This window comes from Larkinella sp., from assembly GCF_965227735.1.
In the GTDB taxonomy this organism is placed as follows: domain Bacteria; phylum Bacteroidota; class Bacteroidia; order Cytophagales; family Spirosomataceae; genus Larkinella.
Window position 1 is genome coordinate 6,039,301 of sequence record NZ_OZ245776.1, and the last position, 15,117, is coordinate 6,054,417.

At 52.5% G+C, this 15,117-nt stretch carries 12 protein-coding genes and 1 pseudogene; 8 read left to right on the forward strand and 5 right to left on the reverse strand.

What is annotated here, in order from left to right; translation table 11 throughout:
- Positions 1-3: 3 nt before the first annotated feature.
- The 4 genes from ACO064_RS23680 (at position 4) to ACO064_RS23695 (ending at position 4,416) form a co-directional block, all read left to right on the forward strand.
- On the forward strand, positions 4-351 hold the full coding sequence (locus tag ACO064_RS23680; RefSeq protein ID WP_421829678.1) for a hypothetical protein: 348 nt from the start codon (positions 4-6) through the stop codon (positions 349-351).
- Positions 344-853 (forward strand): Spy/CpxP family protein refolding chaperone, encoded by a 510-nt coding sequence (locus ACO064_RS23685; protein ID WP_421829679.1) that lies wholly within the window; start codon positions 344-346, stop codon positions 851-853. Before ACO064_RS23680 ends, ACO064_RS23685 begins: the two co-directional genes overlap by 8 nt.
- 76 nt (positions 854-929) lie before the next feature.
- Entirely contained in the window at positions 930-1,250 is a 321-nt protein-coding gene (locus tag ACO064_RS23690; protein ID WP_114405631.1) for a hypothetical protein, read from the forward strand.
- Between the two features lie 190 nt (positions 1,251-1,440).
- Positions 1,441-4,416, forward strand: coding sequence for an outer membrane beta-barrel protein (locus ACO064_RS23695; RefSeq protein WP_421829680.1), 2,976 nt, complete (start codon positions 1,441-1,443; stop codon positions 4,414-4,416).
- Between the two features lie 475 nt (positions 4,417-4,891).
- Here ACO064_RS23695 and ACO064_RS23700 read toward each other — a convergent pair whose 3' ends face one another.
- The 4 genes and pseudogenes from ACO064_RS23700 to ACO064_RS23715 all read right to left on the reverse strand — a co-directional run bounded on the left by ACO064_RS23700 (position 4,892) and on the right by ACO064_RS23715 (position 8,145).
- A complete protein-coding gene (locus ACO064_RS23700) occupies positions 4,892-5,497 on the reverse strand; it encodes a hypothetical protein (RefSeq protein ID WP_421829681.1) in 606 nt (201 codons plus the stop codon).
- A gap of 10 nt (positions 5,498-5,507) precedes the next feature.
- Positions 5,508-6,707, reverse strand: a complete 1,200-nt coding sequence (locus ACO064_RS23705; RefSeq protein WP_421829682.1) for an ImmA/IrrE family metallo-endopeptidase — start codon at positions 6,705-6,707, stop codon at positions 5,508-5,510.
- Positions 6,708-6,837: 130 nt separating this feature from the next.
- A pseudogene (locus ACO064_RS23710) lies at positions 6,838-6,986 on the reverse strand (transposase); the annotation flags it as partial.
- Positions 6,987-7,131: 145 nt separating this feature from the next.
- Positions 7,132-8,145, reverse strand: coding sequence for a LacI family DNA-binding transcriptional regulator (locus ACO064_RS23715; RefSeq protein WP_421829683.1), 1,014 nt, complete (start codon positions 8,143-8,145; stop codon positions 7,132-7,134).
- 297 nt (positions 8,146-8,442) lie between these two features.
- On the opposite strand from ACO064_RS23715, the gene fbp reads away from it, so the two are divergent.
- The 4 genes from fbp (at position 8,443) to ACO064_RS23735 (ending at position 13,539) form a co-directional block, all read left to right on the forward strand.
- The gene (fbp, locus tag ACO064_RS23720) at positions 8,443-9,444 is read left to right on the forward strand and encodes a class 1 fructose-bisphosphatase (RefSeq protein WP_421831058.1); all 1,002 of its coding nucleotides are present in this window, start codon (positions 8,443-8,445) and stop codon (positions 9,442-9,444) included.
- A gap of 116 nt (positions 9,445-9,560) precedes the next feature.
- Complete coding sequence (locus ACO064_RS23725) at positions 9,561-10,361, forward strand: 2Fe-2S iron-sulfur cluster-binding protein (RefSeq protein ID WP_421831059.1); 801 nt, start codon at positions 9,561-9,563, stop codon at positions 10,359-10,361.
- A 19-nt stretch (positions 10,362-10,380) separates the two neighbouring features.
- On the forward strand, positions 10,381-11,394 hold the full coding sequence (locus tag ACO064_RS23730) for an FAD binding domain-containing protein (RefSeq protein WP_421829684.1): 1,014 nt from the start codon (positions 10,381-10,383) through the stop codon (positions 11,392-11,394).
- Between the two features lie 18 nt (positions 11,395-11,412).
- Positions 11,413-13,539: a xanthine dehydrogenase family protein molybdopterin-binding subunit gene (locus ACO064_RS23735; protein ID WP_421829685.1), complete on the forward strand. Its 2,127-nt coding sequence runs from the start codon at positions 11,413-11,415 to the stop codon at positions 13,537-13,539.
- 28 nt (positions 13,540-13,567) lie between these two features.
- On the opposite strand, the gene ACO064_RS23740 is transcribed toward ACO064_RS23735, so the two are convergent.
- Positions 13,568-14,911, reverse strand: coding sequence for a sensor histidine kinase (locus ACO064_RS23740; RefSeq protein WP_421829686.1), 1,344 nt, complete (start codon positions 14,909-14,911; stop codon positions 13,568-13,570).
- Between the last annotated feature and the right edge of the window lie 206 nt (positions 14,912-15,117).

The window sequence follows — 15,117 nt, forward strand, 5'->3', positions numbered from 1 at the left end:
AGCATGAACACGAACGAAGAAGAGCAACAGTGGGAAGACCGGTTTCGGAAGTTGGGCCAGCTAAAGCCCGCCCAGCCCCGGCCTTTCTTTTATACCCGGTTGGAGGCCCGGTTGGAAACCCGGCTGAAAAACCACATGAACCCGTTGGAAGGAACAGTCCGTCTGCCGTGGTGGTTGCAACGCCCGGCCTATGCCCTCGGAACACTCGGCATGCTGGTGGCACTCAACGTGTCGGTGGCGCTCTGGCAAACCCGCCCCAGCCCACCCACGCCGGAACCCGATGCCGGAACCTATGAAGCTTTTGTGCAGGATTATCAACTGGACCACCAAACCGTTTACGCCGATGAATGACCGGAATCGAGTTCGAATGCTGATCGGCATCATCATCGCGCTGGTGTTGCTCAACGCCGGGTTGTTGACCTGGATGTGGCTGGGGTCCCAGCGGCACCACCGGGAGGGCGACGGTCGGTCGTATCTTTCCAAGACCCTCGGTTTTTCGGAAGAACAACGCACCCAATACCGGGCCATGCGGCAAAACCATTTCAAAACCATCCGGCCCCTGCTGGATTCGATGCGGCAGGAACGCCAGCGGTTTTTCCGGCAGGTCAACGATTCGACGCAGACCGATGCGCAGTTGACGCAACAGGCCCGGCAACTGGAAGAATACAGCGTTCGGCTGGACGTGCTGACCTTGCGGCATTTTCAGCAGGTGAGCGCCCTCTGTACGCCCGAACAGCGGCAGAAATTACAGAAAGTCCTGGCCGACCGACCCGGTTTTGGAGCCTTCAGCGGATCGGGCTGGTCGGGAAAACACCGCCCGGATTCCAGCCGCCGGGACCGTTCCGAAAAATAAATACTTTTTTGGTCCGCAGCCCGCAGGGTTTCCGGCCCATTGACATCTAAGCGATACAACTAAACAGCAATCGATCATGAAAAAAGGAATGTTCATTGCCCTGCTGCTGGCCGGGATGACGGTTTTCGAGAGTAACGCGCAGAACGGACAGGGGGGCGGACGCGGTCAGATGCAGGGAATGACGCAGGTGGAAGAAAGCGCACTGCCCGCACCAGTGATGGCGTATGTGAAAGATAAGTACCCCGGTATGACGGTTCGGCGGATCATGAAAGACAAAGAAGACAATTATAATGTGGTCGTGGCAGCCGATACCACCCGGAAAATTGTGGTCTTCGACGCCAAGGGAACGTTCAAGGAAGAACGGGCCATGCGCGGTCGTCGGGGTGGAAATCGCTAAAATTAAAACAAACAGGCACAACAACGTGTCGTTGTCTTAATCCGGTTTCAGGATTACACTTCATCAAATTTTCAGTTCAGTCGTTCGCAGCGTTTGTCACCGTCCCGGGATTCCCGCAAGGTGACAAACCTGTGAAAATCCGCATTTACGCACTCACACAATGAAGGTAAATTCTCTACGCTTTTTTCGTTTGCTTCCGGTCTTGGCTTTTTTGCTGATTTCGGGAACTTCGCTGTTCGCCCAAACCAACCAGTTGACCGGAAAATTTGCCGATGTCAACAACGGGGTTCTGATCGGCGTGCCGGTTATTCTGACCTCCCAGCAGGACACGACCCAGAAACAATATACGGTAACCGACACGAGTGGCGTCTTTACCTTCATGAACCTCAATCCGGCAGCCTATCGGCTGAAAGCCACCTACCTGGGGTTCACGGACTATGATAAAGTGATTACAATCACTGAATCCATCCAGAATTTGGGCACCATCACCCTGACCGAAGACGCCAAAACGCTCAAGGAAGTCGTAATCAAAGGACAAATACCGCCCGCGCAGCAAAAAGGCGATACGCTCCAGTTGAATGCCGAAGCGTTTAAAGTCACCCGCGATGCCACCACGGAAGACCTGATCAAGAAAATGCCGGGAATTACGGTGGAAAACGGTACTGTGAAAGCCCAGGGCGAAGATGTGCAGCAGGTGCTGGTGGACGGCAAAATCTTTTTTGGCGACGATCCGAGCATTGCCCTCCGCAACCTGCCCGCCGAAGTAGTCGATAAAATCGAGATTTTCGACCGCATGAGCGACCAGTCGCAGTTTACTGGTTTTAACGACGGACAAACCTCGAAAACCATCAACATCGTGACGCGGGGCGACCGGCAGAACGGCGTCTTTGGCCGGGTGTATGCCGGTTACGGTACGGATGATACGTATTCGGCGGGGGGGAATGTCAATTTCTTCAACGGTGCCCGGCGGTTTTCCATCGTCGGCCTGAGCAACAACATCAACCAGCAAAATTTCTCATCGCAGGATTTGACCGGTGTCGCCAGCAGCAACAGTGGTGGAGGAGGTGGTGGCGGTGGCCGGGGTGGAAACCGGGGCGGGGGCGGAAACCGCGGTGGAGGAGGAGGTGGTGGCAACGACAGCTTCCTGGTGGGTCAGCAGAGCGGGATCAACAAAACGAACTCCATCGGGCTCAATTTTTCCGACGACTGGGGCAAGCACGTCACCATTCGGGGGAGCTATTTTTTCAACAACAGCAACAACGCCAACTCCCAGACGGTTTTTCGCCGGTATACGCTGACCGAAAATGCGAGCCAGAATTACCTGGAAAACAGCAATACCCGCAGCGAAAACTACAACCACCGGCTGGATTTCCGGCTCGAATACACGATCAATTCCAACAACTCGCTGCTGATTACGCCCCGGCTGCGGTGGCAGAACAACAATTCGTCGAGCAGCACGCAGGGCATTACGTACCTGGCCGGCGACAGTACCTCCCAAAACCAGACGCTGGGCAACAACTTCAACCCGGTTTTGCCACCCGACAGCCTGTTGCTGAACCGGAGCAATACCGACAACATCAGCCGAACCAAGGCGTTCAACTTCAGCAACAACATTCTGTTTCGGCATCGGTTTGCCAAACGCGGGCGGTCGCTTTCCCTGAATTTTGGCACCCAGATCAGCACCCAGGACCGGGACAATTCGCAGTTGTCGCTGAATGAATATTTTACGGGAAGAACCCCGGATCAGCGCATCGATCAGTTAACGACCAACCATACACCGAGTTATCAATATTCGCTCAATGCGGCTTTTACGGAACCGCTGAGCAAGCTTAGCCAGTTGCAGATCAATTATACGACAACCTACCGCTACAGTGATGCGACCCGGCGGACCAACCGCTACAATCCGGCCACGCAGCGCTACGACCAACTGGATTCGCTGTTGTCGAACACCTTCCAGAACGATTATTTCACCAACCAGGCGGGGGTGGGCTACAATTACCGGTCACCGAAGTTGGGGCTGAACGTCAACCTGAACTACCAGCGGGCGGATCTGCTCAGCGACCAGACATTCCCGATCAACAACGACGTTCAGGCGCATTTCAACAACCTGCTGCCGTCGGCGATGCTGGATCTGAAACTGTCGACCGACAGTCGCGTCCGGTTATTTTACCGCACCAATACGCAGGCACCGGGGGTCACGCAGCTCCAGAATGTGCTCGACAACTCCAATCCGCTGTTTCTGACCACGGGAAATCCGGATTTGAAGCAGTCGTTCAGCCATAACGTGTCGGTTCGGTACCAACTCACCAAACCGGTCAAAGGCCGCAGCCTGTTTGTGTTTGTCAACATGGGTTCGACCAATAATTACATCGGAACGTCTACCGTCATCAGCAACGGAGCCGCCACCCTGCCCGACGGCACGACGCTGGGGCAGGGCGTTCAGTTGACCCGCCCGGTCAACCTGAGCGGTTTGTGGAACCTGCGCACGTTTGTTACCTACAGCACCCCGCTCAAATTCATCAAGAGTAACATCAGCATCAACGCCGGAAACAGCTACGGAACGTCGCCGAGTTTGATCAACAACCAGATTAACAACGCCAACACCACCACCTGGTCGCAGGGCGTCAACCTGAGCAGCAACATCAGCCAGAAGCTGGATTTCTCGTTCTCGTATTCGGGTAACTTCAACGATGTGAAGTATTCACTTCAGGAACAGAACAACAACAAGTATTATTTTCAGGTGCTGAGCGGCCGCATCAACTGGATATTCGGGCCGGGTCTGGTGTTGCAGTCCGACATTTCGAACCAGAAGTATACCGGTTTCAATGGCAGTGTGAATCAGCAGTACACGCTCTGGAATGCCGCTGTCGGTAAGAAATTCCTGAAAGACCAGCGGGGCGAACTCCGGTTGTCGGTTTTCGACTTGCTGAAGCAGAACAATAGTTTGAATGTAACGCAAACCGATACGTATGTGGAAAACAGCCGGGCGCAGGTGTTGCAACGCTATTTTATGCTGACGTTTACCTACAACCTGCGTCAGTTTAAAGCCTCAGCCTCTCCGGCGCGCGGCACCGACCGGCCCGACGGTCAAAACTGGCGTGATGGTGGCGGAGGAGGGGGACGGTTCCCCGGCGGTGGCCGTCCGGGTGGCCCGGGGAATAATTAATTTAGGTAATGATATACCAATTTACACCGAATGGAAAACTACACCATAATAGCTAAATTTCATCTATGAAACTGGTATTAGTTGAATGCTAGATAGTCACAGCGTATTACCCTCATGGCAGAGTTTAACGACTATTATGAAATAGGTGGGGTGGTTGGTTTATAAAAACGATGTAATTATTAGTGTTTGTGGCAACATTACTGACAAAGCAGAAAGCACAACCTTTCAGGGCAACAGCATAATGACCATACCCAAAAAAGCTGTACTTTCGATTAAGGAACTTTCTGCCTAACTACTTCTTGCCCCCTTTCTTATTGGCGGCATTTGATAAAGCAGATGCCGCAACGGACTTTACTTTTGCGGGCGTTTTTGGATTGCTCAGCAAGTCTGATGCTTTATGAGCTACCTTAGGCGATGTTACTCCCCCTCCTTTTGCCATAATAATAGTTGTTTAAAAAGTGAAATTAAAAACGCACTATTCAGGGTCTTTTTTGTTTTTTCGTGGCGGTGGAACACTTAATAGGCCCTTTAATTGGTCGTCAAACGTTACGTCTGTATAATCAATATCAATTGGTCCTTCACGCTTTTCTTTCTCATCGTAATAGCCTAATTCTTCATTTCGCTGTCTGAATGCCATAAAAATATCAAAGGGGGTTCCGCCCGATTCAACCCACGTTGTAACCATCCGAAATGCCTCCTGTAAAAGTGTTTCGGGTGGTGCCATTCGACCATCACTACCCCGTCGACCACGTTCATTGATTCGTTTCCCTTGATTGATGAATAGGTTTTTTTCATCGTACACATAGCGACGTAAATCTCTATTTTTCTTTCCAGAAGGGAGATTGTCTAGTAAAAGACGCTGAGAACCATAATACAAACGATGCGATAATTCAGGATTGACCGTGTCGTTGAGTACATTAGCGTCAAAACCAATATCTTCACCACCTAAATCTTCGTTTTCAAATAGGTTAGACTGTTTACCTTCAGCGGTTTCCTGCGCTTTTTTAGATAATCGGTTAACAGCATCTAAAATGCTGTCCCGGTCACGTTTGTCCTTCTTTTTGTCTTCGTCTTCTTTCATGTCTCTAAAATTACGGAGTTGCTAACTTCTTCTTTATCAGTTCAATTTCTTGATAAATAGTCTCTTTATCCCACGGATTTGTTCTAACTGCCTGTAGTGCCTTGTCTGACTTACCAAAGTATTGCTGAAAGATTGCGTAGAGGTCTTTGTTTCTGTGCTTTTTTTCGTGGTAGCAAAAAAAAGCGTAGATAATGCCGGGGTGAACCCGGTTCTTTTCGGCGTAAGCCGCTACAATTCCGGGCGTATTAATCTGAGTTTTGATGTAGTCCAGCTTTTCTTGAGGGAATAAGATTTCACGAGCAAAATAATCGGCATCTTCTTCCCTAAATAAAAGTAAGTCAGACTCTCCGGTTAGATGAAAACGCATACCTTTCTGTAAATCCTCAAAGTCAAACAAGACATGAAACAATTCATGCATCAAGGCAAACCAAAGTGTCGGATAAGCTTTATTAAAATCGGTTATAACGATGCAAGGTTTATTTTTGACTGAGAATGTACCACCCCGAACCTGAGTTTTTGAAAGATACTTTTGCACAATGACCGTTATTCCAATATTATAAAGGGCTTGTATGACCGTTAGAAAACCCTTTTCTTCGTAACGAGTATAGGGCCTAATCTTAGGAATCAAAGATTCCAACGCGTTGCGGTCATAGGGGTTCGGGTTCTCTATGCGCTCAAATTGATAGTAAGCCGAACGTACCCAAAACTCACGCATTTTATCGTGCGAATTGGCTTTTGTACGACTAAAAAGCACGGAACCTATCTCACGCTCATAGTGCAATATAGAATCTAGTTTAAAAAAGCCTGTTAACCGCTTTTCAATAGCTTCAAAATTGCTTATGCTATCAATAAAGCCCTGATTTTTCAGGCCAGCTAAATCAAAATTACGGATGATATAACTTGCCTTACGGGTGCGTTCCAACTCACCAATAAATTCTGGCTTGAGTGATGAAACATACACTTGCACTAACTTCTTAATCCCAATACCCAAGAATTCGTCCAACTTTACAAAAGAGAACAAATCCACCTTCAACGTGTCTCCATCTAACATTCTATCCAAGCGAGTTTGGTCAATCCCAATCAATTTGGATAACTGCCGATTCGAGGTAATCCCCATTTCATTTTTTCTTTGCTCTACCAATTCCCTAAAACTCACGGGATTGTCAGTTTCCAATAGTTGGTATATCTCAGATAACAGATGCTCTTGCATAGTGTATCGTTTTTGCGAAAGTATTATGGTTCAAATATACCAATAAAGGCGATAGTTTCGCGAAAACGCGAAACTATTTTTTTGAAATAATTTGATTGTATTTTAGGCAGCTCTGTGTATTTTGCGACACCTAGTAAAACCGTTGGTTCATTCTGAACTTACGTGAATTGTAACGAAGTGCAAACTTATCACAGTAGCGTTGTAAGTGCTTGAAACTAACGTGGCGGTAGATTCACCAATACCCTGTTTCAACAGGCTCCAAAAGCCCTCGATCGTGTTCAAGCAGGAAATTGATGTACTTGAAGGAAAATCAAATCATTTGGAAGGCTTACAAAAGCTGAAGAAACAACCCCAAGATAAGTGTAAATATGGTATATGATTATCTTGATTTGTTTACCCCGTCCCACTGAAGGGGGCAAACAAATCAAGCCCCCGTTTTGGTTGATGCCCGGATCACCAGCCGGGTGGGAATTTTCACGGAGTCGGTCGTGGCCGCATTTTGTTTTCCTTCAATCAGGTCGATCAGTCGTCCGGCGGCTACCTGACCAATCTCCAGGGCCGGTTGCTCGACGGTTGTCATCGGTGGGTCCAGCAAATCGGCTACGGTGATGTTGGTAAAACCGATCAGAGCGATTTGTCCTGGAATCAGAATGTTTCGTTTTTTTAGTGCTGTCAGACAGCCGATGGCGAGTCGGTCACTGGCCGCAAAAAACGCATCCGGTTCTTGTCGAAGCAGCTCATCGACAATCGGTTCTACCTCGTTCGGCCCAAAACCGGCGTGCCGTACCAGCTTCTCTTCATACGGAATGCCGTAGTGTTCCAGTGCCGCCCGGTATCCTGCCAGCCGTTCCTGGGCAATGGAGATTGTGGCCGGAATGGCGACGTGTGCAATTCGTCGGCGTCCCGTCTGGATCAAATGTTCCGTGGCGGTATAGGCTCCCGCAAAATTATCCGCCGTTACGCTCGGCACCGCCAGGTCTTTCGACGCGCGGTCGAACAGCACAATCGGTAGTTTTTTCTCCTGAAGCTGACGCAGATAGGCGACGTTGCAGGTGTTGCTCGAGAGCGAGATGAGCAGGCCGTCGGCCTTCCGGGCCACCACCTGCTGCACCGTGGCCAGCTCCCGTTCGTAGGATTCGTGACTTTGAAAAATGCTAACGTGATAGCCCCGGTTGTAGGCGACGGCTTCGATGCCGTTGATGACCTGCGAGAAAAAGAGGTTGGCAATCTGGGGAACCACCACGCCGATGACCCGGCTGCGGTTTTCTTTCAGGCTCAGCGCAATGGGATTGGGGCGGTACTGAAGCCGTTCGGCATACTCGACGACCAGCCGCTTGGTTTCGGTGTTAATTTCATAGCTGTCCCGCAACGCCCGCGATACCGTGGAGGTTGAGAGATTCAAGGCGCGGGCAATGTCTTTGATGGTTATGGTGTCCAAGGTACATTATTGGTAAAATTCAAAAAATAACCCAGCACTTCTCCGAAGAATTTAATTTCTGGCAACGTTCCCGGTAACGATTGCGTGAATAAATATGCGGTAAAATTTTAGAATAAAAAACATCCTGCCTAATCTTATCGTAATAACCGAACCGTTCAGGCTATTTTCCCGGTTGCTTCCTTTCTGCGAAAAAGCTAATTTTTGTTTTGCGCGGACTACATCGGCCAACCAACCGATTTTCTCTGTAAACAATCTATTCACCTATAACGATTCTCGACGATTATGAATGTTCAGCAGATGGAAATAACGGCCTCGCATCCCTTAGCATTGCCCGTTGGCGTAACCCTGGATCGGTACATCATGCACCGGCAAACGGCGTTCCCGTACGCAACCGGTGAACTCTCGCAATTGTTACGTGACATTGCGCTGGCCGGTAAAATTATCCATCGGGAAGTCAACCGGGCGGGTTTGATCGACCTCACCGGCGGCATGGGCATTCAGAACGTACAGGGCGAAAGCCAGCAGAAACTCGACATGATTGCCAACATCCGGTTCAGCCGCGCGCTGAAAAACGGGGGTGAAGCCTGCGCCATCATTTCGGAAGAAGAGGAAGAAATTATTTATACCGGAAACAACCACGCCAAATACGTCGTGGCCATGGACCCGCTCGACGGTTCCTCCAACATCGACGTCAACGTGTCGATCGGCACGATCTTTTCCATCTACCGGCGCGTGACGCCCATCGGCACACAACCCACGATGGCGGATTTTTTGCAGGGTGGTCGACGGCAGGTGGCGGCTGGCTACATCCTCTACGGTTCTTCGACCATTCTGGTCTACAGCACCGGCCACAATGCCAACGGATTTACGTACGATGCGTCACTGGGCGAATTTATTCTGTCACATCCCGACATTCAATGCCCGGCCGATGGGCAGATTTATTCGTGCAACGACGGTAACCTGGACGACTACGAACCGGGCGTGCAAGCCTACCTGACCGCGTGCCGCCGAAAAAAATACACGGCCCGCTACATCGGTTCGCTCGTGGCCGATTTCCACCGGAATCTACTCAAAGGCGGTATTTATCTCTACCCCCCGACCCGGAAGAACCCCGATGGCAAACTCCGGCTGCTGTACGAAGCTTTCCCGCTGGCTTTTCTGGCCGAAATGGCGGGCTGCGTTGCCACCACCGGCCAGCAATCTATTCTCGATATTAAACCGGATAGTTTTCACCAGCGTACGCCCCTCTACATCGGGTCACCGGTGATGGTGGAAAATCTGGTCGGATTTCTGGCCTAAACCGCTTCCACCGGCTGATTCGGAACGTTTAATGTTTTCCGGGATTCCCTATAAACTTTCAACCGGTTTCCGGGTTAGGAGTGTATAGGGAATCTTTATTTCCAGAACGTTCCATGATGGAAGACCACAACGCCCCGGATCTGACCGAGGACGAAAAGAAACTGTTCGAAGATCTGATGCCGGAAGATCTGGACGAAATCCTCGATACCGGCGTCAACCGGCGTCATTTTTTGAAACTGATGGGCCTGGCGGGTGGCGGCATTCTGGCCTGGCAGTCAGCCGCTGCCGAGCAGGTTTTCACCCGGTCGCCCAGCGAACCGGTCGCGGATGAACTTTCGTCCGGAGCCATCGAAAATGGCGTTGCTGTCTCGTTCAAAGTCAACGGAACGGCCCGAAAGCTGACGGTGGATTCCCGGATGACATTGCTCGATACGCTCCGCGAACGGCTGGAACTTACCGGGTCTAAAAAAGGCTGTGACCACGGCCAATGCGGAGCCTGCACGGTGATCGTGGACGGACGCCGGGTGTTATCCTGTCTGACCCTGGCGGCAACCTGCGAAGGCCGGTCGGTGCAAACCATCGAAGGACTGGCCAACGGAAATTCCGGAACGCCGGATCGTCTCCACCCGATGCAGACTGCTTTTCTCAAACACGACGGTTTTCAGTGCGGTTTCTGCACGCCCGGCCAGATTTGCTCGGCGGTGGCTCTCCTCGATGAAGCCAAAAAGGGAGAGGCCAGTTATGTCACGGAATCGATTCGTACCAAACCGGGGCCGGTTCAGCTTTCCAACGAAGAAATCCGGGAGCGGATGTCGGGGAATCTGTGCCGCTGTGGAGCATACCCCAACATTGTGGCTGCGATTCAGGAAGTGCACAGCGGAAAACCGGTGGAGCAAACCTGGCAGTTGATCGGCTAATCGGACAAACCCCGCACCCATGAGACCTTTTAAATTTACGACCGCTTCTGATATTTCTTCGGCAACCAAAAGTGTGGCCGGAAAAACCAACGCCCGGTTTCTGGCGGGCGGCACCAACCTGCTGGACCTGATGAAGGAAGATGTGGAGCGGCCCGACGAGCTGATCGACATTACCCGGCTCAGTCTTACCCAGATCAAACCGCTCACTGAGGGCGCGCATAAAGGCGGTATTTCCATCGGGGCGCTGGGCAAAAATACCGACGCGGCCAATCATCCGCTGATCCGGCAGAACTACCCGCTGCTCGCTCAGGCGATTCTGGCGGGCGCATCCGGGCAGATTCGGAACATGGCCACCAACGGTGGCAATCTCCTGCAGCGAACCCGCTGTCCGTATTTTTACGATGTGGCCATGCCCTGCAACAAACGCGAACCGGGCGAACAGCCGGGCTGTGGTGCCCGCGAAGGCATCAACCGGATGCACGCGATTTTCGGCTGGTCCGAAAAATGCGTTGCCGTTCACCCGTCGGACATGGCTGTTGCCCTGGCTGCGCTCGATGCCGTCGTCAAAGTCCGCAGTGCCAGCGGACCGGAGCGGATCATTGCGTTGGCGGATTTTCACCGCCTGCCGGAAGACCGGCCCGAAATCGACACGAACCTCCGGCCGGGCGAACTGATTACGGCCATTGAACTACCGAAAAACCGTTTTGCCGAAAAATCCTACTACCTGAAAGTTCGCGACCGCTCTTCGTATGCCTTCGCCCTGATTTCGGTCGCAGCCGCGCTGGAACTGGACGGCAACCGGATTGTGCAGGCCCGGATTGCGCTGGGCGGTGTGGCCCACAGACCCTGGCGGGCGTTGAAAGTCGAACAACTCCTGGTGGGTCAGGAAGCCACCGAAGCGAATTTTAAACGGGCCGCCGAAGCCGAAATGGCGGATGCAAAACCGCTGGAACACAATGCGTTTAAGGTCGAACTTGGCAAGCGGAGCATCGTCAGTGCATTGCAAGTGGCTTTAACCGGAAAACGGTCCTGATTTTAGAAATGACATTCCATGCAGGAGAAAAACAAAGTGACCGGTACGCCGGTCAGTCGCATCGACGGGATTCTAAAAGTGACGGGAAAAGCCGCCTATGCGACTGATTACCCGGTAAAAAACATTGCCTACGCCGTCCTTTTTAAAAGCACGATTGCTGCCGGAACGATTCGCTCGATCGACACCGGACTGGCGGAAAAATCGCCCGGCGTGTTGGCGGTGATTACCCATAAAAATGCGCCGAAACTCAAAACCGATGGCGGTATTCGGGGCGGAGCGTTACTGCAAAGCCCGAACATTGAGTTTCACGGACAGCACATCGGCCTGGTGGTGGCGGAAACCTACGAACAGGCCCGGCATGCGGCCCGTCTGGTGAAGGTGGAGTATGACAAAAGCGAAGCAAAGGTCGATTTTGAGAAGCTTTCGAAGGAAGCCATTTTACCAAAAGATAAGGAGAAGGCCGACGCAAAACGGGGCGATGCCAAAGCGGCTTTGCAAAACGCGGAATTCAAAGTGGAAGCGGTCTATGGAACGCCCATCGAACATCACCACCCGCTGGAACCCCATTCCACGATTGCCGAATGGCAGGGCGATAACGTGATTCTGTATAACAGTTCGCAGATCGTAAACGGCGCCCAGAATGCGGCTGCGGCCACGCTCAATATCAAACCGGAAAATGTCCGGATCGTTTCACCCTACATCGGCGGTGGTTTTGGCTCGAAGGGCGGCCAGTGGGCCAATCTGGTGTTGACGGCGGTGGCGGCCAAAGTGGTGAACCGTCCGGTCAAGCTCGCGCTGACCCGCCAGCAGATGGTAAATTCGGTGGGTTTGCGGCAACAAAACCACCAGAAAGTGAGCCTGGCGGCCACCAAAGACGGGAAACTGACGGCACTTGCCCACGAAACCACCACCCATTGCGCCATCGAAAACGAGTTTGTAGAACCCTGTGGCGACTGTTCGAAAATCATGTATGAGGTTCCCAACTCGCTGATTACCTACCGGGTCGTTCCGATGAATCTGATTCTGCCGACCTATACGCGCGGTCCGGGAAAATCGACGGGCAGTTTTGCGCTGGAGTCGGCAGTGGACGAACTGGCGTACCAGCTCAAAATGGACCCCATTGAATTCCGGCTCAAAAACGAGCCAACGCGTGATCCGTCCAATGGCAAGCCCTGGTCGTCGCGCACGACGGTGCAGTGTTTGCAGGAAGGAGCCAAAGCGTTTGGCTGGGAAAAGCGCAAGGCCGAACCCCGCCAGAATCAGCAGGGCAATTTCTTCATCGGACACGGTGTCGCCTGCGGAACCTACCCGGCCCACCAACGGCCGAGTTCGGCGCGGGTATCGCTAAACCGCAAAGGCAATGCCGTAACGGCCCGCGTTGAACTGGCCGCTGCGGATCTGGGAACGGGAACGCACACGATTCTGGCCCAAACGGCGGCCGATGCGCTGGGGTTGCCGCTGGATCAAATTACCGTAAAGCTCGGTGACTCGGATCTGCCGCCAGCCGCCGGTGCGGTGGGGTCGGTGGGCGCATCGAGTTATGCCAATGCCGTGCATGATGCCTGCGTAAAACTAACGGATGAACTGCTTGCCAAATCCGGCAAACAGTTTTTTGTCCGCCCAACGGCTGCGCAATTGATGGTGTCCGAGAACGTCGCCGATTACCAGACCCGGGTCGATGCCAAACCGCCCGCCAATGCCGAACAATACTCGTCCCACAGCTTCAATGCCAATTTTGCCGAAGTGCGGGTCGACATGGCCACCGGCATGGTGCGGGTGACGCGTTTTCTGGCCGTAACCGGTGCCGGAAAAATCCTGAACCCCAAAACCGCCCGCTCCCAGATCATTGGCGGCAATGTCTGGGGAATCGGAATGGCATTAACCGAAGAGTCGGTAGTTGATCCGCGCTGGGGGAATTTTGTCACCCGCTCATTCGGGGATTATCACGTTCCGGCTAATCTGGATATCGGAGCAATGGAAGCGATTTTTATTCGGGAAGATGACCGGGCTTCCAATGCGCTGGGCGTAAAGGGAATCGGCGAGGTCGGCATTGTTGGCGTGGCTGCGGCCGTGGCCAATGCGGTTTTTAATGCTACCGGCAAACGCATCCGGGAACTGCCGATTACGCCGGATAAACTCCTGTAAGAAAACCGGTTATTTCAAAGAGTGAGGTTCAGGGCTGAACGGGATCCATGACAGGGTTGATCAGGGGAATCCGAACGGTAAACGTGTTTTCGGCGTCACTGACTTCCGGCCCAGGCTGGTGGAGTTTCTGGTAATGCGCAAGGATGGTCGAAAGGCCGACCCCGTTGGAAAGAACTGACGTCCGTTTACGCTGGAGGTTGTTTTTCAGCACCAGATACCCCGACTCATCCGTGAGAATGTCGATCCGCAACGGCTTTGTAACCAGAATCACATTGTGCTTGACGGCGTTCTCGACCAGCAACTGAAGTGTCAGCGAGGGCAGCAGCCACGACGCGTAGGCCGAATCAATCTGCACAGCTACCGTTAGCCCCGCACCGTACCGCGTTTTGAGCAAGTGAGCATACGACTGAATGAAACCGAGTTCACTTTCCAGCGTCGTCAGGGATTGCTCATTGGCTTTCAGCAGATAGCGGTACACCTGACTCAACTGGTCGACAAACTGGCTGGCCCGCTGCGGTTGCTCATCGATCAACGACGACAGTGAGTTGAGGCTGTTGAACAGAAAATGGGGGTTTACCTGCGCCTGCAACGCCCGAAGCTGAACGTCAGTTTTTTCCTGCTCCAGTCGCCGAACGGCCAGTTCCGTTTCCAGCCGTTGCTGAATCAGTTGCTCCGCCCGGCGCGTTTGCTCGACGGCTTCAGCCACGGCAAGCTGCCGCTGGCGAAACACCAGGCACAGCGAAAAGCAGAGCAGTTGCAGGATGCGGCTGGCCCCCAGAATGCGGATGTGTACCTGAACATCAGCGGGATCGGTTGACAGCGGCAAGGGATAACCAGTATAATAAAACAGGTTATTACCCTCATTGACCAGCAGCAACACACTACCGAGGACGAAAAGACCGCCCACCGCATCGCGTCGGCGGGATGCAATCCAGGCACCCACCAGGCTGGTACTCATCAGCAACCCGAAGTACATGATCGTCATAAACCGCCCCGGTGGCGACATGTGCCAGTGTTCCTCCAGCAGCATCATACCGACTTCAACCACCAGAAACAACCCCAGCCCGAGTTGCAGCCAGCGCATTAGCCGGAGCGGAGCCTGCGCTACCTTAAAAAGACCATATACCAGCCCCAGATAAAGGATGCGGCTCAGGCCATACTCGGCCACATAAACCGCCATGTTTTGCGATTCGCTCAGGGGAATGTCCTCGCCGGAGAGTCGGTTGAAGACCGAGTGGGAGAACCAGATCAGGGTTTGCAGGGTAAAAAGACCGTAGACCCAGTCCCGGAAAAAACGCCACTGAACGGCATTCAGGATCAGGATAGACCCCACCGAACCCAGGTAAATAAACAGCACTGCCTCGCCGGACATACAAAAACGAAGACGGAATGACGCTCGTCGTCACGAAGATACGGATTGATTCAACTCCACCGAAAGTTCACGGATTGTTTCCAAACGGGTCGGGTAGGGGTGATGTCGGTTTTTTTTTGGATTAACCGGCGGTGTCGGTGACGCGCCGTTTGGTCTTTTTGGGGAATGATAATATCCTATACATTGCCGAGAAAATGATATAGGGA